Genomic DNA, 26,965 nt, shown 5'->3' with positions numbered 1-26,965 from the left:
GTACCCAAAACACTCAGTTCGCTCACGTTCTGTATTTGTTTTTGTTACCGAACGTTCTTCTACAGCTTTTTGTTTTTGTTTTGACGCTGCGTTGTCACTATTGTTTTTGTTGTCGTGCGCCCTATAGGTTGCAGTCCGTGTGCCAGGTTTTATAAGTTCTTTATTAACAGTGCCTTACGATTTTGCAGGCCATAAGTGTTACCCCGTACACACCGAAAGTGTTACTGAGGTCTCATTAACTCTGTAGTAAGTGTTACCGGGAGGAACAGGTGGTAACAATGGGGCTTGGGTTCATTTTTTAGAGGAGCCGAGCCGGGGCAAACTCGAATTGCCCCGGACGGATTAATTGCCAGAACTTTTCTTGCGCGGGATGCCCAGGCGCTGACGACGTTCCCACAGGGACTTTCGGCTGATACCCAGCTTCTGGGCGAGCTCGGTTTCGCTCATGCGATCCTGGTTTTCCAGAACAAAGTGCTGGAAGTAGTCCTCGAGCGACAAATCGTTCGAGGAATCGACGTCGGTGGTGCGGGTTTGTTCGTTGTTGCCTTCGACCAGTGTTTCCGGAATGTGTTCGTCACCGGCTTCACTGTCGAGATCGAGCAGCCCCGGTGAGATCACGTCGCCGTCACATAGGATGGTCGCGCGTTCAATGGCATTCTCCAGTTCGCGGACATTGCCCGGCCAGCGATGTCGCTCTAGTGCCCTCATGGCTTCCGGACTCAGGTTAAGGAGGGGTTTGCCCATCTTCTCACCCTGACGTTTCAGGAAGCGTCGGGCCAGGCCCAGTATGTCGGCCTGGCGCTCGCGCAGTGGCGGAATGCGGATCTGCATGACGTTGAGGCGGTAATAAAGATCTTCACGGAACTCACCGGTTCGGGTCATGGCTTTCAGATTACGGTGGGTCGCAGCAATCATCCGAACATTCACGGTTCGGCTCTGGGTTGAACCCACCTTGCGGATTTCGCTTTCCTGCAGCACTCGCAACAGGCGCGCCTGGGCTTCCGCCGGCAGTTCGCCAATCTCGTCCAGAAACAGACTGCCACCGTCGGCGGCCTCAATCAGGCCGGTCCGCGCGGAAACTGCACCGGTAAACGCGCCTTTCTCATGCCCAAACAGCTCCGACTCGATCAGGCTTTCCGGTATCGCGGCACAGTTCACTGAGATCAGTGGCTTGGAGGCGCGGGGGCTGAGCAGGTGGAGGGCCCTTGCCGCCAGCTCTTTACCGGTACCCGATTCGCCCTGAATCAGCACTGTGGTTTCGGTCGGTGCGACTTTGCGAATCAGCGTGAATACGCGCTGCATGGGGTCGCAATGGCCGAACATGATGTTGGCCGGGTCACTGTCTTCCGGGCTGGTTTTTGAGCCATTCTGCAAGTCGCCCGAGCCTGCGTCCGACATTTTTCGGGCCAGAATCTTCTCTACGGCGGCCAGCATTTCATCGTGATCGAAGGGTTTGGCGATGTATTCGACCGCGCCCATCTTCATCGAATCGACCGCCGAGCGTAGGCTGGCGTAACTGGTCATGATCAGCACCGGCGTGTTCGGAGCCCGGTTGATCAGTTCGGTGCCGGGGGCGCCCGGCAGCCGAAGGTCAGAGATAATCAGGTCAAACTTTTCCGGCTCGTAATGCTGCTCGGCTTCCTCTACTGATCCGGCATCGGACACCGTGTATCCGGCATGTTGGAGCAGTTTGCGCACTGCTGAGCGAATAATGTCTTCATCTTCTACGATCAGAATGCGAGGCATATAGGTGTCATGACCTTTCGTTCTGGCTGATGGTGGTGGTGCCGGTTTCCGGTTCGTAGGCGGGTAGCCTCAAACGCACACAAGTGCCGGTACCGGTGTCCGGGTTAGCCGGGCTGTCCACCTGGATGTTGCCGTAATGTTCTTCCACGATACTGTACACCAATGACAGGCCCAGCCCTGTGCCTTTGTTCGGGGCCTTGGTGGTGTAAAACGGTTCGAAGATGTGATCGAGCTGGTCCGCCGGTATGCCGGAGCCCTCATCGACGACCTCGATGATAGCGGAGTAGCCGTCGCCGTTTCCACTGACCCGGACCGTACCGCCGATGGGGGAGGCGTCCCGGGCGTTGGCCAGAAGGTTGATGAAAACCTGCACCAGGCGTTGTTCATCGCCGAGCACACGGAGATTCGGGGGGCAGTCGTTAACAAAGTGCACCCCCATGCCTTTGTCGCTCAGCGACAGCAGGTTGATGGACTCATCCACGCACCGGTGAATGGTCACCGGCTCATAGCGGTTCGCGTGGGCACGGTTACCGGTTCGGGCAAAGTTCATCAGCGATTGCAGGATGGTCGAAATCCGTCGGGTTTGCTGCTGAATCTGGTCGGCGGTATCCAGGATGTCCGGATTGTCGGTTTCCAGCCTCAGATTCTGTGCCAGTGAGGAAATGCCGGTCACTGGGTTGCCAATCTCATGGGCGACCCCTGCCGCCAATCGTCCCACCGAGGCCAGACGCTCGCTGTGCATCAGCTCGTCTTCCAGTTGCCGGGTTTCGGTCTGGTCTTCCACCAGTATGATGCTGCCGCCCTCGGTATGATCCGGCCCGCTCAGGGCTGCCTTGTGCAGATTGAGCCAGTGGGGTTTGCCGCGCAGGTCCAGGCGATGTTTGTAACGATGCAGTTCGTCGCCGTGGTGGAAGTCGTCCAGCAGGATGTGCCAATGCTCAGGTAGGGCCATCAGGCGGGCACCGACAACATCATCGGCGGTGATGCCGGTCAGGCTTTCTATAGCATGGTTCCACATCAGGATTTCGCCGTCCTCGCCGACCGAGCAGGCCGGGATCGGCAGGTTCTGCAGAGTCTGGCGATAGTGTCGGCGTAGGTTGTCCAGCTCACCGGCAAGGCCGGTCAGCTGATTTTGGTATTCTCCGAGTGCCCGCTCGACATAGCGGATGTCCTGGCCGGTTCCGTTCCGCGTCATGGGTTTGAAACCAAGATGCCGTTTCACCATGTCCCGGGCAACCGAAGGCCCGAGCAGGCCAGACAAGTTGACCTCAATTTGATCCCTCAGTCGGCGCAGCTGGTACGGGCGGTACTCGAGCTTGGGCAGTTTCAGCTGTGCCAGCGCTCGTTCGACTTCCCGTTTGGCCACACCCCGGCCCAGAGGATCGGCCAGTTGCTGGGCGAATTCTGTGGAGGAAGCCGCCAGAAGCTCACGTCGCTGGGGACGGGAGAGTGCGCCCAGTGAGCAGGCCTGGGCTGCGCTGTTTTCTTCGTTGCTGCTGGTGCTGACCATGGATATCAGCGCGAACACCGCGACATTGGCAGTCAGGCTGATGAAGGTAAAGATGTGCCAGTTGCTGTAGTCCGGCACCAGCGGGGCGTCAAGCAGGGCGAGCAGATTGGTGGTGTGCGCAAATGGCAGCACCAGGGTGGCCACCCAGATGGCGAGCCCGACTAACAGGCCGGCGATCAGGCCACGGCGATTGCCCTCTGGCCAGTAGATCACCCCGAGGGCGCCGGGCAGCAGCTGCAGTACGCCGGACAGGGAAATAATCCCCAGAATGGACAGGTCCAGGTTCTTGCCAAGAGTTTCATGGAACAACAGGGCCAGGAAAATGATGCCGGCGATCAACAGGCGCTTGATGCCCTGCAGCCAGCGGTAAATGTCACCCTGGTCCCGAGGGGTTTTCACAGGTAATACCACGTGATTGAGCACCATCCCGGCCAGGGCCAGGGTGCTGACGATCATCAGGCCGCTGGCTGCCGATAACCCGGCGATGTACATCAGCAAGGTCAGTCCGGGGCTGCCTAGGCTCTGGGCGACGCCAATGGCGTAAAAGCTGGGGCCTGTGGTCACCGCCAAGGCCTGGCCGCCCCACAGAATCAGCGGAACCGGCAGGCCTAACAACAACAAGTACAGCGGCAGCCCCCAACTGGCTTTGGCGAGGGCCTTGGGTGACGGGTTTTCGCTGAACGTCATGTGGTACATGTGCGGTAATACCAGGGCCCCGGCGAACGACATCAGCATAAGTGCGCGCCAGCTGCCGTCGTCAACACTGAGGGTCATGGTAGTGGCGGGCGAGCTGTTGCTGATCAGCCAGCCTTCGAGGCCGCCCATGCCGCCAAAGACGCCAAACAGAATGACCCCGCCCAACACCAGCATGGCCACCAGTTTGACCAGGGAGTCAAAGGCAATGGCCAGGACCAGCCCCTGATGATTGTCCGACTTCTGGTCCCGGCGGGCACCAAACAGCATGGCAAACAGCACAACGGTGATGCTGAACATCACGCTGATAGCCTGGGGCGAGGTGTCGGGCGCCAGAATGCTGGCAGAGGTGGTAACGGCCTGAATCTGCATGCTGAGCAGGGCCAGGATGGCGCCGCCGGAACAGAGTGTAACCAGTGTGCCGGCCCACTGGCTGCGGTAACGATAGGCGAAAAGATCGGCCAGTGAGGTCAACTGGTAGGCGCGGCCGATGCGTAGCACTGGGTTCAACAGCACCGGCGCCAGCAGGAAGGCACCGCTGATACCCAGGTAATAGGCAAGGAAGCCATAACCGGAATCCGCGGCCACGCCAACAGCGGCATAAACCGCCCAGATACCGGCGTAGACGCCCAGGCTGAGGGTGTAGATCAAAGGATGCCTGACCCAATGCCGGAGCAGGGTCCCCTTTTCGGTCACCCAGGCGATAGCAAACAGGATGACCAGGTAGAGCAGGCTGGCAGCGAGTAGACCGGCGGCGCTAAAACTCATTGGGATCCCGTCGCCATTCCAGCCAGAATCCGATGGCAATGATGCCCGCCCAGATCAGGTAGGGGCTGTACCAGGCGTTACCCGGCGAGGTCCACCAATCAAGGATGTTGGGAGAAAAAATATAGATGGCCAAAACCAACAGGAAGACCAGACGGTAGATATACATCAGGCATGCTATCCGCGCTGAGGTTTGTGAACCGCTTTATACCACGGGGTTCACCCGGATGTCAGGTGAATGGCCTCGCGCCGCCAGTGGCTGGTGCCCCAATCCAGAATGCTGTCGACCGATGCGCCGGTGAGTGACGCCGGTGGCATCTGGCCCAATGCCGCCAATGCCTGGATCAGGTTGTCGGCGGGTTGGTCATCGGCCAGCGCCGGGGCGTGGGTCTGCTTGCTGAGCTTCTGGCCCTGTTCATTTACGATGACCGGTACATGCAGCCACCGGGGAGGGGCGGCGCCCAGCGCGCGATAGATCTGGGTTTGCTGGGCGGTCATGTCGAGCAGGTCCGAGCCCCGGACTACATCGGTAATGCCCTGGTCAATGTCGTCCACCACTACGGCCAGTTGATAAGCGTAAAATCCTTCCTTGCGCAGTATTACCGGGTCGTCCAGTTCGGCGCTGACGACTTGGCTCTGGGGGCCCAGCAGCAGATCCTGCCAGTGGTTGTGTTCATCGGTGAGGGCAAAGCGAACCGCCGAAGGCCGATCGGTGCGGTTGGCTTGGCGCTCCCGGCAGCCATGGGGGTGTCGGCCGCCGTGGTGCTGGAGTTCCTTGCGGGAGCACACACACCGATAGGCGTCGCCGGTGGTCATCAACAGATCAATGGCTGCCTGATAGGCATCGTGGCGGCGGGACTGGAAACGTACCGGTTCGTCGGAAAACAAGCCGTGGGCTTCAAGGCTGTTCAGGATCTGGCCAGTGGCTTCGGCGGGCTCCCGGAGCGGATCCAGGTCTTCGATACGAACCAGCCATTGGCCGTTGTGGCAGCGGGCTTCCAGATAGCTGGCAAGGGCCGCGACCAGAGAACCGAAATGCAAAGGGCCGGTGGGTGAGGGCGCGAATCGGCCCCGGTAACGTACTGAGGTCATGATCGGTCAGTCAGCCGGCGGCTTGAGAGAAGCGCGGCCGGCTGCTGCGGGTAAGCCGGCTCAGATGCCAGTCTGGCGCTCGCGGATTTCGGCCAGGGTTTTGCAATCAATGCATAGGGTCGCTGTTGGCCGTGCCTCAAGGCGACGGATGCCGATCTCGACACCGCACTGATCGCAGAAACCGTAGTCATCTTTGTCGATGCGATCGATGGTCTTATCAATTTTCTTGATCAGTTTGCGCTCGCGATCGCGGGTTCGCAGCTCCAGGCTGAATTCCTCTTCCTGGGTTGCGCGATCACTGGGATCGGCGTAATTTGCTGCGTCTTCCTGCATGTGGTGCATGGTGCGGTCCACTTCTTCCATCAGCTCCTGTTTCCATTGCAGCAGCAGATTTTTGAAGTGCTCCAGCATGTCAGCACTCATGTACTCTTCACCCTTCTTCATTTCGTAAGGGGTGAAGTTAGTAAAACGTTCGCGTGGTTGTTCTGCAGTGTTTGCCATTGAACCCGGCCTCTTGTTTGTACTTCACAAGAACGCTTTGCTTCCCACCGCTTGAGCCCCCGTGGCTGAGCGATTTAACCCTGGATGAAGCATTCGTCCTGAAACGGGAATTTGCGGAAAATAGCAGATAAGTCACGGGGGTGCCAGCCTTGTGATACCGACTTTTGAATGGAGACCACATGAACTTTCCCGAACCCCTGGTCGAAGGGCGCCTGATTCGCCGATATAAACGCTTCCTGGCGAACGTGCGTTTGCCGGACGGAAGCGAGGTAACTGCCCACTGTCCTAACACCGGCTCCATGCTGGGTTGCCAGCCGGAAGATGCCCGGGTTTGGCTGAGTCGAAGCGACAATCCCAAGCGTAAACTGCCCTATACCTGGGAGCTGGTGGAGACCTCTCCGGGCATGCTGGCCTGCATCAACACCGCGCGTCCCAACACCCAGGCTCGTGTAGCCGTCGAGAGTGGCGTGGTGGTGGAATTGGCGGATTACTCGGGCTGCCGGGCGGAAGTGAAGTACGGCGAGGAAAAGAGTCGGATTGACCTCCTGCTGACCGGTCATGACCATCAACCGGACGCCTGGGTGGAAGTGAAAAACGTCACCCTTGCAGAGGATGGCCAGGGTTTTTTCCCCGATGCGGTAACTACTCGAGGCCAGAAGCACCTGCGGGAATTGATGGCGCAGGTGGCTCAGGGTGATCGGGCAGTGTTGTTCTTTGTGGTGAATCACACCGGCATTCAAACCGTGCGCCCCGCCGATCACATTGACCCAACCTATGGCAAGTTGCTGCGGGAAGCCTGCGATGCGGGAGTTGAAGTGATTGCCTACCGCGCCGGGTTGGTGACGGACAGTGGTGATCCTTCAGGAGACATGACATTGACTGAATCGGTTCCGGTTATTCTGGAAGTCTGATCTGAATGGAACCGCCCTCTATCCGCAGATCGAGGGCGGTCAGGGCATCACCCCGGCAGGGGCCGGCAATGCATTCGCCGGTGCCCGGTTTGAACAGCGCGCCGTGGGTGGAGCACTGAATAAACAGGTTGTCGGCATCCATGAACTGGCCGGGCATCCAGTTCAATTCAATGCCGAGGTGCGGGCATTGATTGACGTAGGCCTGGGGCTGGCCATCGTGCAACAACAGGAAACCGGTTAGCGGCATGGCACCCGGTTCCGCAGCTGGCCGCTGGATGCGAAACTCCACGGGTTGTCCCGGCTTGAGCTCGTCCTGCTGGCAAACGGTTTGCCACTTGTCGCTGTCTGGTGCCGTTTTCGCCAAGGTGTTCCTCCCGAATCTGGTTGTCAGCGCGGGGTCAGGCCGAAATGCTGGCGGATCCGATCGGCGACCGCCTCGGCCACGTGCTCCTGATCTGTCTGCAGATGAATGGTGTGGCTACGTTCTTCCGGAGTTAAGGGTTCGTACCAGGTCTGCTGCTCGTCCAGCAGCTCTTCAGTGGCTTCCGAGGCGTCTCCGCTGCGGTTCCGAATCCATTCCCGGCGCAATTCCTCAGGTGCATCGCAGTGCAGCAGCGCGAAAGGCACTGCCAGGTCCTCGGCGACATCGGCAAACAGCGAACGCTCACGCGCCTTCAGACACGCCGCATCCACCACTACCGGCATGCCTGCCGCCAGCAGCTGACCGGCCAATGTCGCCAGTCGCTGGTAAGTTTGCTCATTGGCTTCCTGGGTGTAGAGGTTGCCGCCGGTGGGGGACTTGCTGCTTTCCAGCGGCGCCAGCCCATGCAGGCGTTTGCGCTCAACATCGGAGCGCAGCCGGATCAGTCCCAGTTCACCCGCCATTGCCGAACAGACACAGGATTTGCCACTGGCTGACAGGCCGGTGGTCGCCAGCAGGTAAGGGTTGGGAATGATACTGTAGTCTTCCGCCAGCTGGGCGTAGTCGCGGTAACGCTGGTGCAGGCTCGCCTTCTCCTGGTCGCTGAGGGCGGGATTGCCCAGGGTGAACAGGGCGATTTTGGCGCGAACCATGGCCCGGTAGGCCTTGTACAATGGCAACAGGGGCAGGGCTTCGAAATCGTCTCGATACTCCAGATAGGTGTTCAGGACCAGGTTCGCCAGCGCCTCTTCCTGCCGGGATTCCAGATCCATCAGCAGGAACGCGAGATCGTTGATGACATCGATCCAGCGGAATGGCTCACTGAACTCAATGCAGTCGAAGACCGTGACCTTGCCGTCGTAGCTGGTGATGTTGGCCAGGTGCAGGTCGCCATGGCACTCCCTCACCAGTCCCTTGGCGCGGCGCTCGGCGATCAGCTCACGGTGCCGTTCAAAGGTGGTTTCGGTCCAGGCCTCCAGGTTGTCGAGCTGGGCCAGCAGGGTTTTGTCGTCAATCATCGGCCGGATCTGGTCGAAGTTCTCCTGCATGGCCGCGTACACGGCTTCGGGTGTACCCAACGGCTTGTCATCGGGCACTGGCGGCAATTGTTCGTGGAATCCGGCAACCTGCCGGGCAAGATCGGTCAGGGCTTCGGGCGCGAGCTCGCCCTTTTCCTGCAGGCGATCGAACAACTGGTCCTGGTTGAACTGGCGCATTTTGATTACATACTCAAACGCCTCGCCGGTGCCACCAAGTACTGGCTTTTCAGGGCTGCCAGTGATGGGCAGAACCTCCAGGTACAGAGGTTCGGCCAGACGGCGGTTCAGCCGCAGCTCTTCCTCACAAAAATGCTTGCGGCGGGCCAGTGTCGAGAAGTCCAGGAAGCCGAAATCCATGGGTTTCTTGATCTTGTAGGCGAACTCACCAGTCAGGATGACCTGGGAAATGTGAGTCTCAATGACCTGAAATTCATGAACCGGATGCGCGTACAGGTCAGGATTTTGCATTGCCTGGATCAACGTGCCTGGGGAAGTCTCGCTCACAGTGTGCTCCTAAAATGCCTTGGATAGTGCTCTAGAAAGTGCTCTAGATAGTGCGCTGGATAGTGCTTTAATCTAAAAAATGCCCTGAACCTCTTGAATTCCCAGGCTCTACTATAACGGGCGGATTACAGAAATAACACACAGTTGGCCTGCCTTTGGAGCGATCGCCTTCGGTATAATCCTCACATGAAAAAATCGACGTCCTCCTCCAAGCACAACAGAAAAACACCCCGTAAATCACCAAGAAACGGTCGCCGCCCCTGGTTTTGGCGTTTCGTCTTTCGGGCGGGTGCCATCGGCCTGGTCTTGCTGGCGGGATGGACGGTTTATCTCGATGCCGTAATCACCTCACGCTTTGAGGGCCGCCGCTTTGAGGTGCCGTCCCGGGTGTATGCTCGCCCGCTCGAGCTATACGACGGCGCCGGAATCAGTGCCAGTGCCCTGGAACGGGAACTGGGGTTGTCTGGTTTCCGGAAGGGCGACGGTTCACGAGCCGGCACCTATCAGCGCAGCGGCGGTCGCTTTATTATCAGCACCCGTGGCTTTCAATTTCCAGATGGAAAGGAGCCCAGGCGCCGGCTGGCACTCACCGTGTACCGGGATCGGGTTGAGAATTTCTCGGTGCTGAGCGGTGACGCCTCACCCATCGTCCGGCTGGAGCCTGCGCAGATCGGTGGGATCTATCCATCCCACAAGGAAGACCGGATTCTGGTGCAGCTGGAGGAAGTGCCGGCGCTGTTGCCTACTACCCTGATGGCGGTCGAGGACCGTAACTTCTTCGACCATGTCGGGATCGCGCCGCTGTCTATTGCCCGGGCGATGCTCGCCAACATTCGCGCCGGCCAGATTGTCCAGGGCGGCAGCACCCTGACCCAGCAGTTGGTCAAGAACTTCTTCCTGACTCGGGACCAGACTCTGGTGCGCAAGGCGAACGAAGCGCTGATGTCGCTGTTGCTGGAACTGCACTACGAGAAGGGGGATATCCTTGAGACCTACCTGAACGAGGTGTATCTGGGGCAGGCTGGAACCCGCAGTATCAATGGTTTTGGTCTGGCCAGTCAGTTCTATTTCGGGGAATCCCTGCGTGACCTGCAGGAGCATCAGATCGCCCTGCTGGTGGGCATGGTCAAGGGACCGAGTTATTACAACCCGCGCCGGCACCCGGAACGCGCCACCAAGCGCCGGAACCTGGTGTTGTCGGAGATGGAAGAGGCAGGCCTGATCGATTCAGTCCGGGCGGCCAAAGCCAAGGGCAAGCCGCTCGGGGTCAGTGCCCGTCCGTCCTACTCGGAGAACCGGTACCCGGCCTACATCGATCTGGTTCGCCGCCACCTGGCCCGAGATTACCGGGAAGAGGATCTGCGTAGTGAAGGCCTGCGAATCTTCACTACCCTGAATCCGGCCATTCAGTATGCAGCGGAGTATGCTGTGACTGACACCCTGGGGCGGCTGGCCAGTGGCGAAACCCGCGAGGCGCTGGAGGCAGCCATGGTAGTCACCGCCAAAGACAGCGGTGAGGTGTTGGCCTTAGTGGGTGGTCGCGATCCGCAGTACGCCGGCTTCAACCGGGCACTCGATGCGAATCGGCCCATTGGTTCACTGATCAAGCCGTTTATCTACCTGGCTGCGCTGGAACAACCGGAGCGTTACACCTTGATCACTCCAGTGTTGGACAAATCCTTCACGCTGGAATTTGACGACGGCCGTCGCTGGCAGCCGAAAAACTATGACAAAACCGAGCGTGGGGAGGTGCCGCTGCATGAGGCGCTGTCTCACTCCTACAACCTGCCGGCGGTGCGGGTTGGGTTGGATATCGGTGTGGATGTGGTCAAGGACACTCTCCAGGCGTTCGGGGTGACATCCTCGATCTCCGAGTACCCGTCCATGCTGCTGGGCTCGGTGACCATGAACCCGGTAACGGTGGCACAGATGTATCAGGGCTTGGCCACCTCCGGCTTCAACACGCCGCTGCGCACCATTCGCGAGGTGACCGATGCTGGTGGGGAAGCCCTGTCCCGCTACAGTCTGGAAGTGGACCAGGTTGCAGATCCGGCCGCGGTGCATCTGGTGCAATACGCCATGCAGGAGACCATGCAGGAAGGTACCGGCAAGTCCGCCTATTACACAGTGCCCGAGGAGCTGACGCTGGCAGGTAAAACCGGCACCACCGACGACGGTCGGGACTCCTGGTTTGCTGGCTTCAGTGGGGATTTGCTGGCGGTATCCTGGGTAGGCCGGGACGATAACGGCCCGACGTCGCTCACCGGTGCCAGTGGCGCTCTGCCAGTCTGGTCCCGGTTTATGGCCCAGGTGCCCCAGCACAGCTTCTCGCCGGTGGTGCCGGATGGGGTTCAGTACCAGTGGGTGAATGCCGAGCGCCAGGCGCTGACCAAGGAGCATTGCAACGGGGCACGGATGGTGCCACTAATATCTGGCAGTGAGCCCACCCAGACGGTGTCCTGTTCTGGTAACCTGCAGCGGCAAATTGAAGGCTGGTTTGAGGGACTGTTCCGATGAATACGCGTTTTTTGATTTATTCCGCCACGGCGGCGGCGTTTCTGGGCCTGGCGGGCTGCGCTTCGGCGCCGGGCGAATCCATTTATGTGCCGGTCGGTAGCAGCAAGGCTGAGGCGCCGGAGCCACCCAGGGCCAGTAGCAAAGAGGACAAGCCGCGGGTATGGCGCAAGAGCGAGCAGCCGGAAGTATCTGAGCCGGCACCGCGCAGCAGTTCACCCAGCTACCGGGATGCCGGCGATAGCCTGTCACCGGCCGCCGTCAGCCTGATCCAGGAAGCCGATACCCTGCTGGCTCAAGGTGATGCCCCGGCGGCCATCGCCCGGCTTGAACGGGCCCAGCGCATTGCGCCGCGCTCGGCCGAGGTGTATTTCAAACTCTCGGAAGCCTATGTCGCCAGCAATCAGCTGGGTACGGCGGAGCAGTTCACCCTGAAAGGGTTGTCCCTGGCGGGCAGCAATGCGCGCCTTCAGCGTTCAGGCTGGTTGCTGCTGGCGGATATTCGTCGGGCGCGGGGCAATGTGGCGGGGGCGGATCAGGCTGAGGCGAGGGCTTCGCGTTTGTGAATGTCAGCCTAAGACGTCGTGACTAGTCCCAAAATACGTTGTCATCTGGAGGATAAGAGATGGACAACGTATTTCAGGACGGGACATTGCGAATAAAAAAGCCCTGCAATTTTGCGGGGCTTTTTTGATCGGTAGAACCAGACTTATTATTGCGTCAATGGGATCGTTTTCGCCTGGGTAGTTTCACCTGCGACCACGGTGACGTTCTGGGTACCATCAAATTGCAGTGTGTCGTCCGTTTCGTTGTCGTCCAGCTGACAGCTGTAACTGACGGTGTACTCGCCTGCGGGCAGGAAGCCAGCAGTGTACGTGTAAAGGTTGGACTGGTCGTCCGGCGCGACCGGAAGCACCAGTAACGGGTTGCCGGTGTCGTTGTTGACATTGAGGTCGCTGGGCACGACACCCGCTCCGGCGAAGACGTAGGCAGAGCCTTCGTAATTGGGAGCACAGTCGTCCAGCGCATCTTCAGTATCGTCCACACCACGAGTGGAGTTGATCTGCGCGTAATCCACCAGGCCACTGATGCTGCCTACCTCCAAGTTGTTTACCAAGCGCATACTGGGCTTGAGCAGGTAATCCGCCAAAGAGTCGCCTTGCGGGTTTACGATGGACTTATGCACATCGAAATCCACCGTAAAGTCGGTGGAGGTATCCGCGGCTACAATGAAATCGCCCTTGAGCTTGAGGCCACTTTGCTCGCCTGAAGGCACGGCAAGGGTGTACGTACTGTCGCCCTGAGATTCGAGCTTGACGAACGAGTTGTTGGTGTCGACGATCAGTCGCAGTTCGGTGTAGTTGCCAGCCGGCACTTCTTCATCGGTGATCAGCGGAGCACTGACGCCACCTTGCAGTTCCAGCAGGTTCTGGTCCTCAAAACCATTCAAAGGGAAACTGATCCAGTCGCCGTCTTCCGGCTTAAGTCGGATCTCCGTGAAGGCAACTGTAACGTTGCTGAATTCCGTTGCCGGTGCGTCGGTGACCCCAAACGATACCGTGCCCGTCTCGCTTGAATCACTGCCACCACCGCAGGCGGTAACGCCAGCAGCCAAAGCAGAAATACCAATAAGCCGAAGTGACCGATACATAACAACCTCCTCAATCCGTCCAAAAAAATCACCGACAAGACATGAGTGCCGATTCTCCTTTCACTCTAGCGACATGTTGGAGGGATAGGTAGGAGTGTTAAGCAAACGTAACAGTCTGGATAGGTTGGGATGCCGGGTCGGGAGACGACCCGGCGAGTTCTTTAATGAGCTTAGAGTCCGGCGTTTTTCAGACGGTTGGCGTGCTGTTTGAAAACCGTTTTCGGGTCGGTCTCAAATAGGCTGTGCAGGCCCAGGGCCTGATTCACTTCGTCCAGATGGTTCATGAAGTAATTGTCGCGAATCACCTTGCCGAAGTGGTTGCTGCAGCGTCCGACCAAACCGTCATTCTGGCTGAAGCCAAACGCCAGGCTGGTGGTGCCCAGCAGGGCGTCAGACGGATCCAGAATGTTGGTGAGTACGCCAGTCCCGCCCCAGGAATAAAAACGAATGCCATTGGCGGCATGGGCGCCTTCGCCGCAGGAGGTGGTGGGCATGCCCGCTGGCGCAAAGTTGTTGAATTCCGCGCTGCCTTCGGAGGTCAGCGAATACAGGCTGGAGCGCAGATCCTGGCTGTAGCCGCCCCCTGAGATCAGATCGATCAGCCCGCCCAGGGCATTACCCAGGGAAGCCGCCAGACTCTCCGCCGGAGAACCGTAAATCAGGTCTGCCACCGGCGATCCTTTGTGGGGGGAGCCCACGGAGGTCACAGAGGCGACCAGATCTGGCCGTACCCGGGCAATGTAGCGGGCGGTTGGGCCGCCGTGGCTGTGCCCCACCAGATTGACCTTGCCATACACCGCGGCAATGGCTTGCACCTGAGGCAATAGCGCTTCGCCTCGGGCAATGGTGCTGTCCAGCGCGGGTACTTGTGTGGTGTAAACGTCAGCGCCGTATTTGCGCAGGTCTTCAGCCACGCCGTACCAGTAATCGACACCGGCAATGGAGTCAAAACCGAACATGCCATGGACGAGAACAATCGGATACCGGGTGTCGGTATAGTTTGAGGGAGTTGAGTTCCACCACCAGGCGGCGGCGGGAGCTGACCACGCCACAGCGCAGGCCAAAGCCATCACTTTGATCCAGGATTTCATTGTCGTTCCTACAGTTTGATGTTGTGTTTGTTATTCAAACTGCCCCGACGGGCTAGGTGCTTGCGTGCATCCGTGCGCTGACTACGTTGTTGTGATTGTTGAGTCGTTACCGTCAGAGCATCTCTTGCGAGATCTGAGGATAATTTGATCAGCTGGGTGTGTAAGTCAATGCGACAGGGCGAGAAAGCGGGGAGTTCTGGGGCGGGTTGTGACACCGGTCACAGCCATGGCCCGCGATGACACGTCAGAAGTGACGGTCATGCGGGCCGATGCGGATGTTGCAGTTAACGCATGGCGAATTAGAGTGTGGCCATGACCTTGTGAGCTGCGTTTACTGTGTGCTCGATATCGGCATTGGACAGTGCGGCCGTGGTGAAGCCGGCTTCAAACGCTGACGGCGCCAGGTACACGCCCTCTTTGAGCATGCCCTGGAAGAACTTCTTGAAGCGCTCGACATCGCAACCCATGACCTGATCAAAGCGGGTTACCGATGCTTCGTTGGTGAAGAAGAAGCCAAACATGCCGCCTGCGCTCTGCACGGCCAGGGGAATGCCGGCCGCGTCGGCAGCGGCCTTGAAACCATCGCGCACGGCGTTGGTCTTCTCGGTCAGCCGGTCGTGGAAGCCAGGTTCGGAGATCGCATTCAGCGTGGTCAGGCCTGCACGCATGGCCAGCGGGTTGCCGCTGAGGGTGCCGGCCTGGTACACCGGCCCTAGCGGGGAGATGTGTTCCATGATTTCGCGCTTGCCACCAAAGGCGCCGACCGGCAAGCCGCCGCCGATGACCTTGCCCAGGGCGGTCAGATCGGGTGTTACGCCGTAATATTCCTGGGCGCCACCACGGGAAACCCGGAAGCCAGTCATCACCTCGTCAAAGATCAGTACCGTGCCGTGTTCGTCGCAGACTTCCCGCAGGCCTTCCAGGAAGCCTGGTACCGGTGGGATGCAGTTCATGTTGCCGGCAACCGGTTCAACGATGATGGCGGCTATCTCGTCGCCCATCTTGGCGAAGGTTTCGTGCACGCTGTCGATGTCGTTGAAGGTCAGGGTCAGGGTGTGTTCCGCCAGGCTGGCGGGAATGCCCGGTGAGTTGGGCACGCCCAGGGTCAGGGCGCCAGAGCCGGCTTTCACCAGCAGGGAATCCACGTGGCCGTGGTAGCAGCCTTCGAACTTAACGATCTTATCCCGGCCGGTGTAACCGCGGGCCAGCCGCACCGCACTCATGGTCGCTTCGGTGCCGGAGTTGACCATGCGCACCAGATCAATGGACGGCACCAGTTCACAAACCTTCTTGGCCATGTCGGTTTCAAGCGAAGTGGGCGCGCCGTAGCCAATACCCAGGTCGACCTGGGCGTGTAGGGCCTCTTTGATACGAGGGTCTGAGTGGCCGAGGATCATCGGGCCCCAGGAGCCGATGTAATCGATGTAGCGGCGGTCGTCCTCGTCGTACAGGTAAGCGCCTTCGGCGTGCTTGAAGAACACCGGGGTGCCACCCACGCCGCGAAACGCCCGGACCGGGGAGTTCACACCGCCGGGAATGTATTTCTGGGCCTCTTCGAACAGAGTTTCGGAGTGTGTCATGGGCTGGGTCCTGTTATCTGGAGATTGAAAAAAGTGGATGATGTTCCTGGAACAGGCGGGTAAAGGCCCGTGCGCGCTGTTCGATGTCTGCCGGGCTGCCGCCGAATACGCCGCCGACCACCGCCAGCATGTCCGCGCCCGCCAGAATCAGCGGAGTACCGTTATCCACGGTGATGCCGCCGATCGCCGTTAGTGGACGCTGAAACCGCTTGGCGCTGCTCAGTACCGACGGGCTGGCCGCCGGCGCATTGGGCTTGGTGCCCGAATGGTAGAAGCGGCCAAACGCCAGGTAGCTGGCGCCGGCGTCGTACGCCTCTTGCGCCAGCTCCAGGTCAGCGTGACAGGTGATGCCGATGATCGCGTCTTCCCCCAGTACCTCCCGGGCCCGCCGGTGCGAGCCGTCGGTCTGGCCGAGGTGAACACCGGCGGCGCCAATACGTCGGGCCAGCTCCACATCATCGTTGATCAACAGCGGCACGCCAGCATTCGAGCATATTGCCTGAAGATCCTGGGCCTGGCGAAGTCGCTCTGGCATGGGCGCCGACTTCTCGCGGTATTGTATCAAAACAGCGCCACCACGCAGAGCCGCTTCTACCGAGGCAATCAAGGATTCCGGGGGTGTCAGCTTGCTGTCGGTAATGGCGTAAAGCCCGGGCTGGAGAATGTTGCTCATCGTTCCCACGCAATGCCCCGATCGGGGACGGGCTGGCCTTTGCCCACTTCCAGGGCATGCACAATGGCGCGGTTCACGTAGTTTTGCGCCTGGGAGATGGCTGCCCGGGGCGACAGGCCGCTGGCCCGGCCAGCGGCAATGGCAGCAGCGAGGGTGCATCCGGTGCCATGATATTCACCACCCACGCGTTCGATTTCCCAACTAATTGGGTTTGGGGCGTGGTTGAACAGGGTGTTGATGATGTGTGGCCCGGTGCCGTGGCCACCGGTTGCCAGCACGGATTTGCAGCCGCCGTCGAGCAGGTTCTGGGCCGCCTGTGCCGGATCACCGTGATCACCCAACATGCTCAGCTCAATGCCGTTGGGAGTAATCATCTCGGCCATGGGGAACAGGCGCTGTTTCATCGCGGCAATCAGGTCGTCATCGGCCAGGTCGCCGCCACCGGCAGCCTTGATCACCGGGTCGGTAATCACCGGAATGCCCGGATGCAGGGCGAGGAACTCCACCAGTACATCGACAATGGCGGCGTTGCCCAGGGCACCGGTTTTAATGGCGTGAATCGGGGCGTCGTCGGCCACGCATTTCAGCTGCTGTCGGACCAGTTCGGCGTCAACGGCTTCGGCGCCGTATACGTTGGTGGTGTCCTGCACTGTCAGGCAGGTCAGTATTGGCAGCGGGTGGCAACCCAGTGAGGTGACGGCCTGAATATCCGCCTGGATGCCGGCACCGCCCGAGGGGTCCAGGCCGGACAGGATCAAAACCTGAGGTCGGGTATAACGTTTGATGACTTGGCTCCTTCAATGAGTCTGAAAACTAGAAAGGTCTCACAACGGCCAGAATAACAACGGCCAGCAGTACAAACACCGGCAACTCGTTGAACCAGCGATAAAACACGTGGCTGCGAGTGTTGCGGTCGTCGCGGAACACCTTGACCAGATGGCCACAGTAGAAATGATATACGACCAACAGCGCGACCAGCACCAGCTTGGCATGCAGCCAGCCCTGACTGGCATACCCGGACGGGTTGTAGCCGATCAGCCAGAAGCCAAAGATCAGCGTGGCCACCATCGAAGGTGTGGTGATGCCCCGGTACAGCTTGCGCTCCATAATCTTGAAGCGTTCACGGCCGGGCTCGTCGTCGCAGGCGGCGTGATACACGAATAGCCTGGGCAGGTAAAAAATGCCGGCGAACCAGCACACCATTGAAATTATGTGAAAGGCTTTCACCCACAGCATGCATCAGCTCCGTCGGTATTGGTAATGGCTTTCGATATCGGATTTCAACACCACGCCGTAAACCCGTTGAATCATCGGTGCGACATGCCTTTGTACGTACAGAGCCTCGGCATTGGTTGTATCGAATTCGTTCAGGGCCTCCTCCAGCGTGGCCTGATACTGTACGGGCGCCACGTCACGGCGGTTGGCCGGGATGTTCATCAGGTCCACGGATTCCGGCTCCTCGGATACGTCTTCGGTCCCGGGCTGTTCGGTATCCTCCAGATAGCGGGCCAGATCAACAGCGGGAAGCAGGGCGGTGGGCCCGTTACTGCCTTCGACAATCAACCATTTTGGTTCCGACTTCAGGACCCCCCGGGCTTCTTCGACCGTCAGGTGACGCTCGGTTCGGAGAATGTTCCGATCCATGATGGCGCCCACGGAAACCCGCCTCAGGGCCTGGGTAACTGGTGAATTCTGGTAGCTCAGTCCCTGGCTTTTCAGAATGGTCAGGAACAGGGATTTCTTTCCGAAGGCTTCGCTGGTGACCAGGCTGGAGGTGGTAATGATCAACATGCCGGGCAGGATGATGTTGGGATTGCGGGTCAGCTCCATCAGTGCCATCAGCGCCGCCAACGGCGCCTGCAATACTGCGCCCATCATCGCGCCCATGCCCAGCATGGCGTAGAGACCAACGGATGACGCCTGCTCCGGTAGGATCTGGGCACCGACCAGTCCCATGGCGCCACCCAGGGTAGCGCCCATGAATAGAGTCGGGCCAATGACTCCGCTGGGCATCCCCAGGCCGATGCTGAGTGAAGTAATCAGCAGCTTGGACACGCCAATGCCCAGCAGCAGCCAGAAGCCTAGCTGGCCGTTGATGGTTTCGTTCACCGTGTCGTAGCCGATGCCCATGGTTTCTGGTATCAGGATGGCGAACGGCACCATCAGCAAGCCGGCCAGGGTGATCCTGAGCATAATCGGGCGGTTCTGATGGCGCCCCATCATTTCCACCACATGAATAAAGACGGCTGCAGCAATGCCGATGATGATCGCGATCACCAGTACCCAGGGGATTTCCAGCAGCGAATTCATGGTCAGGGCCGGCACGTTAAACGCCGGCTCCGAGCCGTACACTGCCTGGGTCACGATGCCGGCGCTCACGGCCGCCAGGATGATCGGCGTAAAGCCGGCGATGGTGTACTCCATCATCACCACTTCCATGGCGAAGATGACACCGGAAATAGGGGTGTTGAATGACGCCGAGATCGCCGCGGCGCAGCCACAGGCCACCAGGGTGCGGATGCTGTTGTTGGGCAGGCGCATCCACTGGCCCATCAGGCTGGAGAATGCCGCGCCCAGGTGCACCGCGGGGCCTTCACGGCCCGCCGACTGGCCGGTCACTACGGTGGCCACGCCGGCCACAAACTGGACCACGGCACTGCGGAAGGGGATGTAGCCCTGGTGATAATTCAGGCGCTCCATGACATGAACAATCCCGACCTTACGGTCCTGGATCGCCAGCCGGTGGAGTATGAAACCAAGGATCAAGGCGCCGGTGAGCGGCAGCAGTCCGCGGGTCAATAAGTCCAGCTCTTCAAAGGATTCCGAGCCGGCGCCGGGCAAGAAGTATTCAAGAGGCCATTCGATGGCCAGTCGGAACAACAGGATGACACCGCCGGTGATCAGTCCCGATAGCAGGCCCAGAACGGCCAGTTGCGGCAGGGCATCAACACCGGATAGCCGGCGCCGGAAAAGCGGGATGAGGTGCTCGGTAATCTGATGCCAGAGTCTTTGCATGAACGCCGGAGTTCCGGTTAGGTGCGATGGGCAACAGCGCCTTTTGGACCACATTGTAACGGTCGCCCTGCTAGCTGCAATAAGTCCTTGGTTTATCATGGTAGACTATGGGGTCAATCCTCCCATCCCGGAGATGACGTCACTGGAGACGCTGGAGAGTAAGGTGATAAAAGTAGGCATCGTTGGTGGCACCGGCTATACCGGTGTCGAACTGCTGAGAATTCTGGCGGTTCATCCTGAAGTTACCGTAAGTTGCATCACGTCCCGGTCGGAAGCAGGCATGCCTGTTGCCGATATGTATCCGAATCTGCGCGGGCATTATGATCTGGCTTTTTCCGAGCCGGAAGCCGACGTGCTCAAAGCCTGTGACCTGGTGTTTTTTGCCACGCCTCACGGGGTGTGCATGCGCATGGTGCCTGAGCTGATGGCTGCGGGCGTTCGGGTCGTTGATCTGTCCGCCGACTTCCGCCTGAAGGATCTCGATGTCTGGGCCAACTGGTACGGAATGCCACATGAGAGCACCGAATGGGCGGGCAAGGCCGTTTACGGTTTGCCGGAAGTCGCCCGCTCCGCCATTCGCGAAGCCCAGTTGGTTGCCAACCCGGGTTGTTACCCGACGGCGGTACAGCTTGGTTTCCTTCCGCTGCTGGAGAACGAACTGGTTGATCCGGCCCGCCTGATCGCCGATGCCAAGTCGGGTGCCAGCGGCGCCGGCCGGCAAGGCAAGATTGGCATGCTGCACGGTGAGGTCGGTGAGAGTTTCAAGGCCTACGGTGCCTCGGGCCACCGCCATCTACCGGAAATCAGGCAGGGGCTGGCAGGTGCGGCAGGAACCGATGTTGGCGTCACCTTTGTTCCGCACCTGATCCCGATGATCCGCGGTATCGAGGCCACACTCTACGCTGAGCTGAAGAACCCGGCGGATTTCGATCGGCTGCAGAGCCTGTTCGAAGCGCGCTTCCAGGACGAGCCGTTTGTTGATGTCATGCCGTTTGGTAGCCACCCGGAAACTCGCAGTGTCAGGGGTGCCAATCAGTGCCGGATGGCGCTGCACCGTCAGGAGCAGAGCAATATTGTCATCGTCTCCTCGGTGATTGATAACCTGGTGAAAGGCGCAGCCGGACAGGCGGTTCAGAATATGAACATCATGTTTGGCCTGAAAGAAACGCTTGGGCTGGAAGCCCCGGCACTTCTGCCATAGGGAGCTTTGGTGAGCCAGGATCAAAAGCCCGAGCACGAGTATGTGGTGATCCGACACCGGCCAGGTTATAGGCTTCGGCGGACCGTCATCCTGCTGGTCTTTTCCATCGTCGCGGCTATTGCCGGGTATGCCACCGGGCTGTCACAGGGAGGCTTTCGCTCCTCCAGTGTTGCAGCCTCAAACCAGGTGTTGGAAGAAGAATTGGACTCGCTTCGGGTGAAGTACACCGAGGCTCGGCAGCAGGTCATCAATCTTGAGCGCGGCCGGGCCATCGATGGCCAGGCAATGAAGCAGGCGCGGACGACCATTGTTAAGCTGGAAACCCGAATTGCATCGCTGAAATCGGATCTGACATTCTATAAAAACATTATGGCCCCGTCAGAAACCAGCAAGGGGCTTCAGGTGGACAGCCTTACGTTGGCCCCCGATCGGCAGCCCGGTGCGTTCGACTTCAAACTGGTGCTGACCCAGGTGGGCAATAATAAAAGCTATATTTCAGGCGTGGTGGCGGTAAACGTCATCGGCCTGCGCGACGAAGAGAAAGAAGTCATCGCCTTGCGCGACCTGTCTCAGGATATTGAAGACCTCGGTGTAAAATTTCGCTTCCGCTACTTCCAGGATGTGGAAGGTGTGCTGGCGCTGCCAGACGGATTCGAACCGATCGAAATCCAGGTAGTGGCTCAGGCCGAAGGGCGGAAATCCTCACAGGCCGAACGAACATTCGACTGGGATGACTTAACGGAGAAATAACATGTTTGGAAATAAAAAACAGAAACCGCGCCGCGCCTCAGGCCATTTTGACACACTGATTTCGTCCCGCACCCGGGTCGATGGCGACGTGCAGTTTTCTGGCGGTTTGCACGTGGATGGTCATGTCCATGGCAAAGTAATTGCCGAGGAGGGCAGCGATGCCGTCTTGCGGATCTCGGAAATTGGTGAAGTCTCTGGTGACATCGTGGCACCGCACGTCATCATTAACGGCACCGTTCACGGTGATGTCTACGCCTCCGCTCATCTTGAGCTGGCGGAAAAAGCCTCGATCAATGGCAACGTCTATTACAACTTGATCGAAATGGCCATGGGAGCCTCAGTTAACGGCAACCTGGTGCATCAGCGCGAGCCAACGGGATTGCTGACCAACGACCAGGGCCGGTCAAAAACCGGTAGTCAGTCCGAAGCCGTTGTTACCAGTGAAGTAGCGACCGGCGAAATGGCGACCGACACCGCCGATGGTGGAAAGTCCGAATAGTTGATTGTTTTACTCAGGAATACCATAATCGCCTGAGTTGTTACCACGTAATCCGGAGGCAAACTTGAGTGTAGTCCAGCAACAAATGGCCGCCCCGCTGTTCTTCAGTGACAGTGCCGTTGCCAAGGTGCGGGAGCTGATTGAGGAAGAAGAGAACCCCAATCTCAAGCTTCGTGTGTTTGTTACCGGTGGTGGTTGCTCGGGCTTCCAGTATGGGTTTTCTTTCGACGACAGTCAGGACGAAGAGGACACAGTGGTCGAAAGGGACGGTGCCAGCTTGCTGGTCGACCCGATGAGCTATCAATACCTTGTGGGCGCCACCATTGAGTACCTGGAGGGGCTCCAGGGCTCACAGTTTGTGGTGCAAAACCCCAATGCCAGCTCTACCTGTGGTTGTGGCAGTTCGTTCTCGATTTAACGTAGGCAGGCAGGTATGACACGCGATAAAAAGGAGAGCTACAGGCTCTCCTTTTTATTTACGGCGTCAGAAAGAGCAGGGTGTCAGGCATGATGAATCGCGCCCAGTATTCGTGGGCCCCGTGCGCCGGTCACCTCCGCCAGGTTGCCGGGCTGACCGGCCAATGACTGCTGCGCCAGCCACGCAAAGGCGACGGGCTCAACCCACTGGGGATTCAGCCCCAGGTCACTGGTAATGGCCAGGGGCGCCGGGCTCAGAGCTTGTTCCAGTTCCCGCATGAACACCGGATTCCGGGTGCCACCGCCGCAGGCGTACACCTGCAGTGCCGGAACCTCTGGCAGTTGGTGAATAATGCTGGTGACCGTCAACTGAAGCAGGGTTCGCTGCACGTCTTCAGGCGGCAGGTCGGGGTGTCGGCGCACCAGGGTTTTAACCCACTCCAGGTTAAATCGTTCCTTGCCGGTACTCTTGGGGGCCGGGCGGGAGAAGTACGCGTCCGACAGCATGTCGTGCAGCAGGGCCTGATTGACGGTGCCTTCCTCGGCCCAGTGGCCGTCGGTGTCGTAAGGCAGGCCGGTCTGATTCAGGCACCAGGCATCCATTAGCGCGTTGGCCGGGCCGGTATCGAACCCGGTTACCGGTTTGCTGTGGTCTGCAGGAATCCAGGTGATATTGGCAATGCCACCCAGGTTGAGGATGCACCGATCCTCGGTGTCCGAATTGAAAAACGCCTTGTGAAACGCCGGTACCAGGGGCGCACCCTGGCCACCCGCGGCCATATCCCGACGTCGAAAATCGGCAACGGTGGTGATGCCGGTTCGTTCTGCGATCACCGACGGGTTACCAATCTGGATCGAAAACGGTGCCGAGCCAGATGGCTGGTGTCGGATGGTTTGGCCGTGACTGCCGATGGCACGAATGGAGGTGGGCGATACGTCAGAAGCTTCAATAACTTGGCAGGCCGCGTCGGCAAAGAGGGCGCCGGTCAGCGTGTCGAGTTCGCCAATCTCATCGGGGGTGCCCTGGTTCTGGCTTACGGCCAGGAGCCGGTGTCGAAGGTCGTCTGGGTAGCTCAGGGTCTTGGCGGCGTGTACTTCTAATGAGTGGCCATTGAACGACACCAGCACGGCGTCAATGCCGTCCATGCTGGTGCCGGACATGAGTCCGATCCAGGCATCCATTTCCGTTATTCGTCCGATGCTAGAGCAAGTTGCTGAAAGTTCTCGCGAAAGCCATTGAACTGCGCCAGCCGCTGCTCGGTATAGCGCTTGAAGCGCGCCATTTCTGAGGCAGGAACCGGCTTGGCATCTGGCAGTTTGACGGTGCGGGAGTTACGAGGTGCGCCGTTCAGGCGAAATTCATAGTGCAGGTGCGGGCCAGTTACCATGCCAGACGAACCAACGTAGCCGATGGTTTCGCCCTGTTTGACCTTGGCACCGTTCTTGATGCCTTTGCCCAGGCGACTCATGTGTGCGTACAGGGTGGTGATGTTGTCGCCGTGCTGCAGGATAACAGTGCGGCCATAGCCACCCTTCCAGCCAGAAAAGCGAACCCGGCCTGCGCCTGCGGCCTTGATCGGAGTGCCTGTTGGTGCGCCGTAGTCGGTGCCCTCATGTGGCCGGACCACATCCAGGACCGGGTGGCGGCGCTGCAGGTTAAAGGCGGAGGACACCCGGGCGTTGATCGGCGTTCTCAGAAAGGCCTTGCGCATGCTCTTGCCGTTCGGGGCATAGTAGTCGCTTTCACCGTTGCTGTCGGTGTAGAGCAGGGCGGTGTTGTCTTCACCCCGATTTACGAACCGGGCTGACAGGATGCGGCCGGTGTCAAACTTCTTGCCGTCGAGATACAGCTCTTCGTAAACCACCTCAAAGCGATCGCCTTTGCGGACATCGTAAACGAAATCAATTTCCCAGCCGAAAATGCCCGCCAATTCCATGGTCAGGCGGTCATTCAGACCGGCTTCGCGAGCGGAAAGGTAAAGGGAGCCGTCGATAGTGCCGGAGGCAAACGCCGGACGTGCTTCCGGTTCCCGGATAACCGTCTGACCGGAGAAGCCTTCCTCGGCCTTTTCGATTTTCAGGGATTCGAGCAGGCTGCGTTGCAATTCAATGGCGGCCAGATCGCCAGCGTTGTCCGTGGCAAACCGGATGGTCTCGCCGGCGTACAGGCGCTGAAGCTTGTCCGCCTCGCCTTCTCCGTGGATAACCGACAGCATGATGCCATCGTTAAAGCCGGCTTTCTTGAACAAAGAAGAGAGTGTATCGCCTGATTTGATCTTGTAGGTCTGCCATTCGAGTGCGGGCTCAGCCTCAGGGGCCGGTTTGGTTACCTTGGCCTGTTGCTCGGCATCCGCCACCGGAGCCTGTCCATTAATTACCACCTCATTCGGCGCTTCGGGCTCAGGCGTTTCTACAGTGCCATTGTCAGACACCGTGCCCTGTTCCAGATCCAGCGCATAGGACATGCGCTTGGCTTCCACTTGGGCACTCGGGCTCATAAGAATGGCGGCAGTCACTACAACGGTTGCAGCGGCGGCAATGGTAAGGTGTGTTTTGGGAAACATATTTAGCACGTATCGCACCCGTTTTAATCGGTATTACGGTAGGTTGAACTACCTAATTAAAGCTGTTATTCAAGTATAGACAAACAGATTACCGTATAAAATGCATGCGGGACAGCGTGGAACATTACGGTTGCTGCCCCATCCTCCGGATTTCTGCGGGCGGCATTGCTATAATACGCCGCCCTGCCGAGTCAGAGTTGCTCAAAAACTAGGCAAATCTACTGTAGCAGGAGTGCAGGTAACTCACAGATTTCTTTTGTAGAGGTCTGTAACTGTCAGAATCCATTTAGGTAAAACTGGGGACGTGTTGTTCATGGCATCTATTGATGAGGCGTTGGCCGTAATCAAGCGCGGCGTTGACGAGCTTATTCCGGAAGAAGGGCTGATTGAGAAGTTAAAGGAAGGTCGCCCGCTTCGAATCAAGGCAGGCTTCGATCCCACCGCCCCGGATCTGCATCTGGGGCACACCGTCCTTATCAATAAGCTGAGGCAATTCCAGGATCTTGGTCATGAGGTGATGTTCCTCATTGGCGATTTCACCGGCATGATCGGCGACCCCACTGGTAAGAGTGCTACGCGTCCCCCGTTAACAGAAGAACAGGTTGCACAGAACGCTCTCAGCTATAAAGAGCAGGTGTTTAAGATTCTCGATCCGGCCAAGACCCGAGTCATGTTCAACTCCGAATGGATGAGCAAGATGACGGCGGCGGACATGATCAAGCTGGCGGGCCAATACACAGTGGCGCGGATGCTGGAGCGTGATGATTTCACCAAGCGCTACCGAGCCGAGCAGTCCATCGCGATCCATGAGTTCCTGTATCCCTTGGTACAGGGTTACGACTCGGTGGCCATGGAAGCCGACGTTGAACTGGGCGGCACTGATCAGAAGTTCAATCTGTTGATGGGTCGGATTCTGCAAAAGGCCTATGGTCAGACCCCGCAGGCGATCCTGACCATGCCGATCCTTGAGGGTCTGGACGGGGTCCAGAAGATGTCCAAGTCGCTGGGCAACTATGTTGGCGTAAATGATTCCCCGGGTGAGATGTACACCAAGTTGCTGTCCATGCCCGACGACCTGTTGTGGCGTTACTTTGAACTGCTGAGCTTCCGGCCGCTCGCCGAAGTGGATGAGTTCCGCAAGGCAGTAGAAGGTGGTGCCAACCCCCAGGACTATAAGAAGCTGTTGGCGGAAGAGATCATCACCCGCTTCCACAATGAGGAAGCGGCCAACTCTGCGCACAAGTCTGCCGGTAACCGGGTGGCGCTTGGTGCGATTCCCGATAATGTGCCGACAGTGGAGGTATCACTGGACGGGCAGTCAGAAATTCCGATGGCGTCGGTTCTGCGTTTGGCTGGCCTGGTAAAGAACGGTGCGGCAGCTCGGGATGTCCTGGGCCGCGGTGCTGTCTTTGTGGACGGAGAGCAGTTTGAAGGTGATCGCCTCTTTATAGAGGGGGATGACTGTGTGGTACAGGCTGGTAAGAAGAAGATTGCCCGAGTTGTGATCACTGCGTGATCGATCTACGGCGATTTTGAGTTTTTTTCAGAATCGCCGTTGACACCTCTGAGCAGGTCTGTAGAATGCGCATCTCTTCTGAGGGACAAGCCACTGACACAGCGGCACCCGAGGACGGCAACCGTTTGAAATTGTTGAAGAAATTGAGTTTCAAAATTCTTCAGAAAGCGGTTGACAGAGGCTTGATTCGCTGTAGAATGCGCCTCTCGAAACAAGCAGTAAGCCGGTTGATTTTCGGCGCTTTCCGGAGACGGAAAACATCGAAAATAAACGGTTGACAAGGCGGCGACACGATGTAGAATACGCCACCT

The 26,965-nt window shown here is 58.7% G+C and carries 25 protein-coding genes; 8 read left to right on the top strand and 17 right to left on the bottom strand.

All coding sequences use genetic code 11. The features are described 5' to 3' along the window. Positions 1-342: 342 nt before the first annotated feature. Genes FCS96_RS19850 through dksA form a run of 5 tightly spaced genes read right to left on the bottom strand, consistent with a single transcriptional unit; the run spans position 343 to position 6,307 of the window. On the bottom strand, positions 343-1,746 hold the full coding sequence (locus FCS96_RS19850) for a sigma-54-dependent transcriptional regulator (protein WP_138442200.1): 1,404 nt from the start codon (positions 1,744-1,746) through the stop codon (positions 343-345). Positions 1,747-1,753: 7 nt separating this feature from the next. Then, positions 1,754-4,717, bottom strand: a complete 2,964-nt coding sequence (locus FCS96_RS19845; protein WP_138442198.1) for an ATP-binding protein — start codon at positions 4,715-4,717, stop codon at positions 1,754-1,756. After that, positions 4,707-4,883 (bottom strand): hypothetical protein, encoded by a 177-nt coding sequence (locus FCS96_RS20110; RefSeq protein WP_041340954.1) that lies wholly within the window; start codon positions 4,881-4,883, stop codon positions 4,707-4,709. Before FCS96_RS20110 ends, FCS96_RS19845 begins: the two co-directional genes overlap by 11 nt. A 50-nt stretch (positions 4,884-4,933) precedes the next feature. After that, a complete protein-coding gene (gene gluQRS / locus FCS96_RS19840; RefSeq protein WP_138442196.1) occupies positions 4,934-5,806 on the bottom strand; it encodes a tRNA glutamyl-Q(34) synthetase GluQRS in 873 nt (290 codons plus the stop codon). A gap of 60 nt (positions 5,807-5,866) precedes the next feature. Then, positions 5,867-6,307: an RNA polymerase-binding protein DksA gene (gene dksA / locus FCS96_RS19835; protein ID WP_138442194.1), complete on the bottom strand. Its 441-nt coding sequence runs from the start codon at positions 6,305-6,307 to the stop codon at positions 5,867-5,869. 179 nt (positions 6,308-6,486) lie between these two features. Here dksA and sfsA point away from each other — a divergent pair, with 179 nt between their 5' ends. Next, positions 6,487-7,218: a DNA/RNA nuclease SfsA gene (gene sfsA, locus FCS96_RS19830; RefSeq protein WP_138442192.1), complete on the top strand. Its 732-nt coding sequence runs from the start codon at positions 6,487-6,489 to the stop codon at positions 7,216-7,218. Here the strand turns inward: sfsA and FCS96_RS19825 are convergent. Both FCS96_RS19825 and FCS96_RS19820 read right to left on the bottom strand, forming a co-directional pair. After that, positions 7,202-7,582 carry a Rieske (2Fe-2S) protein gene (locus tag FCS96_RS19825; protein WP_138442190.1) on the bottom strand — a complete coding sequence of 127 codons (381 nt, stop codon included), beginning with the start codon at positions 7,580-7,582 and terminating at the stop codon, positions 7,202-7,204. The two genes, sfsA and FCS96_RS19825, sit on opposite strands and share 17 nt — an antisense overlap. A gap of 23 nt (positions 7,583-7,605) precedes the next feature. Further along, a complete protein-coding gene (locus FCS96_RS19820) occupies positions 7,606-9,147 on the bottom strand; it encodes a bifunctional aminoglycoside phosphotransferase/ATP-binding protein (RefSeq protein WP_407658135.1) in 1,542 nt (513 codons plus the stop codon). Positions 9,148-9,369: 222 nt separating this feature from the next. Between FCS96_RS19820 and mrcB the strand changes: the two genes are divergently transcribed. Then, positions 9,370-11,700 carry a penicillin-binding protein 1B gene (mrcB, locus tag FCS96_RS19815; RefSeq protein ID WP_138442186.1) on the top strand — a complete coding sequence of 777 codons (2,331 nt, stop codon included), beginning with the start codon at positions 9,370-9,372 and terminating at the stop codon, positions 11,698-11,700. Further along, positions 11,697-12,263 carry a tetratricopeptide repeat protein gene (locus tag FCS96_RS19810; RefSeq protein WP_138442184.1) on the top strand — a complete coding sequence of 189 codons (567 nt, stop codon included), beginning with the start codon at positions 11,697-11,699 and terminating at the stop codon, positions 12,261-12,263. The genes mrcB and FCS96_RS19810 overlap by 4 nt, the downstream gene beginning before the upstream one ends. A 146-nt stretch (positions 12,264-12,409) precedes the next feature. Here the strand turns inward: FCS96_RS19810 and FCS96_RS19805 are convergent, their stop codons facing one another. From FCS96_RS19805 to FCS96_RS19775, 7 genes are all read right to left on the bottom strand, one after another. Further along, positions 12,410-13,348 (bottom strand): DUF4382 domain-containing protein, encoded by a 939-nt coding sequence (locus tag FCS96_RS19805; RefSeq protein ID WP_138442182.1) that lies wholly within the window; start codon positions 13,346-13,348, stop codon positions 12,410-12,412. 170 nt (positions 13,349-13,518) lie between these two features. Beyond that, positions 13,519-14,439, bottom strand: coding sequence for a lipase family alpha/beta hydrolase (locus tag FCS96_RS19800; RefSeq protein ID WP_138442180.1), 921 nt, complete (start codon positions 14,437-14,439; stop codon positions 13,519-13,521). 299 nt (positions 14,440-14,738) lie between these two features. Then, a complete protein-coding gene (gene hemL, locus FCS96_RS19795; protein ID WP_138442178.1) occupies positions 14,739-16,019 on the bottom strand; it encodes a glutamate-1-semialdehyde 2,1-aminomutase in 1,281 nt (426 codons plus the stop codon). A gap of 13 nt (positions 16,020-16,032) precedes the next feature. Then, the gene (thiE, locus tag FCS96_RS19790) at positions 16,033-16,701 is read right to left on the bottom strand and encodes a thiamine phosphate synthase (protein ID WP_171040882.1); all 669 of its coding nucleotides are present in this window, start codon (positions 16,699-16,701) and stop codon (positions 16,033-16,035) included. Continuing rightward, positions 16,689-17,447 (bottom strand): bifunctional hydroxymethylpyrimidine kinase/phosphomethylpyrimidine kinase, encoded by a 759-nt coding sequence (thiD, locus tag FCS96_RS19785; RefSeq protein ID WP_138442224.1) that lies wholly within the window; start codon positions 17,445-17,447, stop codon positions 16,689-16,691. Before thiD ends, thiE begins: the two co-directional genes overlap by 13 nt. A 58-nt stretch (positions 17,448-17,505) precedes the next feature. Then, positions 17,506-17,928 carry a protoporphyrinogen oxidase HemJ gene (gene hemJ / locus FCS96_RS19780; RefSeq protein ID WP_138442174.1) on the bottom strand — a complete coding sequence of 141 codons (423 nt, stop codon included), beginning with the start codon at positions 17,926-17,928 and terminating at the stop codon, positions 17,506-17,508. A gap of 3 nt (positions 17,929-17,931) precedes the next feature. Next, positions 17,932-19,707 carry a chloride channel protein gene (locus FCS96_RS19775; protein WP_138442172.1) on the bottom strand — a complete coding sequence of 592 codons (1,776 nt, stop codon included), beginning with the start codon at positions 19,705-19,707 and terminating at the stop codon, positions 17,932-17,934. Between the two features lie 163 nt (positions 19,708-19,870). Between FCS96_RS19775 and argC the strand changes: the two genes are divergently transcribed. The 4 genes from argC (at position 19,871) to erpA (ending at position 22,575) form a co-directional block, all read left to right on the top strand. Then, positions 19,871-20,908 carry an N-acetyl-gamma-glutamyl-phosphate reductase gene (gene argC, locus FCS96_RS19770; RefSeq protein ID WP_138442170.1) on the top strand — a complete coding sequence of 346 codons (1,038 nt, stop codon included), beginning with the start codon at positions 19,871-19,873 and terminating at the stop codon, positions 20,906-20,908. Between the two features lie 9 nt (positions 20,909-20,917). Next, the gene (locus tag FCS96_RS19765; RefSeq protein WP_138442168.1) at positions 20,918-21,658 is read left to right on the top strand and encodes a DUF6776 family protein; all 741 of its coding nucleotides are present in this window, start codon (positions 20,918-20,920) and stop codon (positions 21,656-21,658) included. A gap of 1 nt (position 21,659) precedes the next feature. Further along, entirely contained in the window at positions 21,660-22,157 is a 498-nt protein-coding gene (locus FCS96_RS19760; protein WP_138442166.1) for a bactofilin family protein, read from the top strand. Positions 22,158-22,242: 85 nt separating this feature from the next. Further along, positions 22,243-22,575, top strand: a complete 333-nt coding sequence (erpA, locus tag FCS96_RS19755; RefSeq protein ID WP_171040883.1) for an iron-sulfur cluster insertion protein ErpA — start codon at positions 22,243-22,245, stop codon at positions 22,573-22,575. Positions 22,576-22,658: 83 nt separating this feature from the next. Here the strand turns inward: erpA and FCS96_RS19750 are convergent, their stop codons facing one another. Continuing rightward, a complete protein-coding gene (locus FCS96_RS19750) occupies positions 22,659-23,756 on the bottom strand; it encodes an anhydro-N-acetylmuramic acid kinase (protein ID WP_138442161.1) in 1,098 nt (365 codons plus the stop codon). Positions 23,757-23,761: 5 nt separating this feature from the next. Further along, complete coding sequence (locus FCS96_RS19745; protein WP_138442159.1) at positions 23,762-25,147, bottom strand: OapA family protein; 1,386 nt, start codon at positions 25,145-25,147, stop codon at positions 23,762-23,764. 304 nt (positions 25,148-25,451) lie between these two features. On the opposite strand from FCS96_RS19745, the gene tyrS reads away from it, so the two are divergent. Next, complete coding sequence (gene tyrS, locus FCS96_RS19740) at positions 25,452-26,654, top strand: tyrosine--tRNA ligase (RefSeq protein ID WP_138442158.1); 1,203 nt, start codon at positions 25,452-25,454, stop codon at positions 26,652-26,654. Between the two features lie 5 nt (positions 26,655-26,659). On the opposite strand, the gene FCS96_RS20180 is transcribed toward tyrS, so the two are convergent. Further along, a partial coding sequence (locus FCS96_RS20180; protein WP_212747117.1) for a hypothetical protein occupies positions 26,660-26,965 on the bottom strand: 306 nt, incomplete at its 5' end.

Origin of the sequence: Marinobacter alexandrii (assembly GCF_005871205.1) — a bacterium.
Lineage (GTDB): Bacteria > Pseudomonadota > Gammaproteobacteria > Pseudomonadales > Oleiphilaceae > Marinobacter > Marinobacter alexandrii.
Note: the sequence above shows the minus strand (reverse complement) of the source record. Positions and strands in the feature narration are given on the sequence as shown.

Bases quoted from the DNA above. Each gene is read 5' to 3' on its own strand.
- FCS96_RS20110 (WP_041340954.1), bottom strand. From the start codon at position 4,883: ATGTATATCTACCGTCTGGTCTTCCTGTTGGTTTTGGCCATCTATATT.
- dksA (WP_138442194.1), bottom strand. From the start codon at position 6,307: ATGGCAAACACTGCAGAACAACCACGCGAACGTTTTACTAACTTCACC.
- FCS96_RS19820 (WP_407658135.1), bottom strand. From the start codon at position 9,147: ATGCAAAATCCTGACCTGTACGCGCATCCGGTTCATGAATTTCAGGTC.
- tyrS (WP_138442158.1), top strand. From the start codon at position 25,452: ATGGCATCTATTGATGAGGCGTTGGCCGTAATCAAGCGCGGCGTTGAC.
- hemL (WP_138442178.1), bottom strand. From the start codon at position 16,019: ATGACACACTCCGAAACTCTGTTCGAAGAGGCCCAGAAATACATTCCC.
- erpA (WP_171040883.1), top strand. From the start codon at position 22,243: ATGGCCGCCCCGCTGTTCTTCAGTGACAGTGCCGTTGCCAAGGTGCGG.
- FCS96_RS19850 (WP_138442200.1), bottom strand. From the start codon at position 1,746: ATGCCTCGCATTCTGATCGTAGAAGATGAAGACATTATTCGCTCAGCA.
- FCS96_RS19750 (WP_138442161.1), bottom strand. From the start codon at position 23,756: ATGGATGCCTGGATCGGACTCATGTCCGGCACCAGCATGGACGGCATT.
- FCS96_RS19760 (WP_138442166.1), top strand. From the start codon at position 21,660: ATGTTTGGAAATAAAAAACAGAAACCGCGCCGCGCCTCAGGCCATTTT.
- FCS96_RS19775 (WP_138442172.1), bottom strand. From the start codon at position 19,707: ATGCAAAGACTCTGGCATCAGATTACCGAGCACCTCATCCCGCTTTTC.
- FCS96_RS19810 (WP_138442184.1), top strand. From the start codon at position 11,697: ATGAATACGCGTTTTTTGATTTATTCCGCCACGGCGGCGGCGTTTCTG.
- sfsA (WP_138442192.1), top strand. From the start codon at position 6,487: ATGAACTTTCCCGAACCCCTGGTCGAAGGGCGCCTGATTCGCCGATAT.
- mrcB (WP_138442186.1), top strand. From the start codon at position 9,370: ATGAAAAAATCGACGTCCTCCTCCAAGCACAACAGAAAAACACCCCGT.
- gluQRS (WP_138442196.1), bottom strand. From the start codon at position 5,806: ATGACCTCAGTACGTTACCGGGGCCGATTCGCGCCCTCACCCACCGGC.
- FCS96_RS19845 (WP_138442198.1), bottom strand. From the start codon at position 4,717: ATGAGTTTTAGCGCCGCCGGTCTACTCGCTGCCAGCCTGCTCTACCTG.
- hemJ (WP_138442174.1), bottom strand. From the start codon at position 17,928: ATGCTGTGGGTGAAAGCCTTTCACATAATTTCAATGGTGTGCTGGTTC.
- FCS96_RS19805 (WP_138442182.1), bottom strand. From the start codon at position 13,348: ATGTATCGGTCACTTCGGCTTATTGGTATTTCTGCTTTGGCTGCTGGC.
- FCS96_RS19800 (WP_138442180.1), bottom strand. From the start codon at position 14,439: ATGAAATCCTGGATCAAAGTGATGGCTTTGGCCTGCGCTGTGGCGTGG.